The sequence below is a fragment of the Paraburkholderia piptadeniae genome, assembly GCF_900007165.1.
GTDB lineage: Bacteria > Pseudomonadota > Gammaproteobacteria > Burkholderiales > Burkholderiaceae > Paraburkholderia > Paraburkholderia piptadeniae.
Genome location: NZ_CYGY02000198.1, coordinates 1 through 679, shown reverse-complemented (window position 1 = coordinate 679; position 679 = coordinate 1). Strand labels below are relative to the sequence as shown.

Here is a 679-nt window from a genome sequence, read left to right as displayed (position 1 = left end):
CCGCGCCGACTCCGACGCCGGCCCCCGCTCCGTCGCCTTCCGGCAGCTCGACGCTTTCGTGCGGCACGGCAACGCAACAGGCGGGCGGCACGCCGAACGGCCTGATCACGGCCGACACGCTGACCAGCGACGGCCTGCGCGTATTCCAGAACAACACGCCGTTCAAGCTCGCGATCACGACGAACGCGCCGAACGCGGATACCGTGGTGTGGTCGATTGCCGATTCGAATGGCGCGATCAAGACGCAGGGTAGTTTCCCCGTGAACGCCGGCGTGCAGACCAACACGATCTCCTGTACGTCGACGTGGTCGGGCTACGGCGCGCTCACGGCCACGCTGCGCGCGAGCGGCGGCACGCTGCCGCACAGCGGCACGCGTCCGACGGGCATTGCGACGTTCGGCGTGCTGCCGAACCTCGCGTCCGTGCTCGGCACCGTGAACTACGCGCATCAGGACCAGCACCGCTTCGGCATGCAAGGCTTCAACGGCAACATCGCCGCGCTGCACGCACTGGGCATCTCGTGGACGATCGACGACCGTCAGCAGTCGGTGATGGAGCCCAACGGTCCCAACACGTACACGCCGAACGTGAGCGACCTCGATCCGTTCTACAAGAACAACCCCGACCAGATGCGCATCGTGCGTCTCGACGGTATCCCCGCATGGAATTCGAAGACGGG

Annotated in this window: 1 pseudogene; it reads left to right on the top strand. The window is 66.6% G+C overall.

Annotated elements, in window-relative coordinates:
* Nucleotides 1-679, top strand: a pseudogene (locus BN2476_RS44345) (hypothetical protein); the annotation flags it as partial.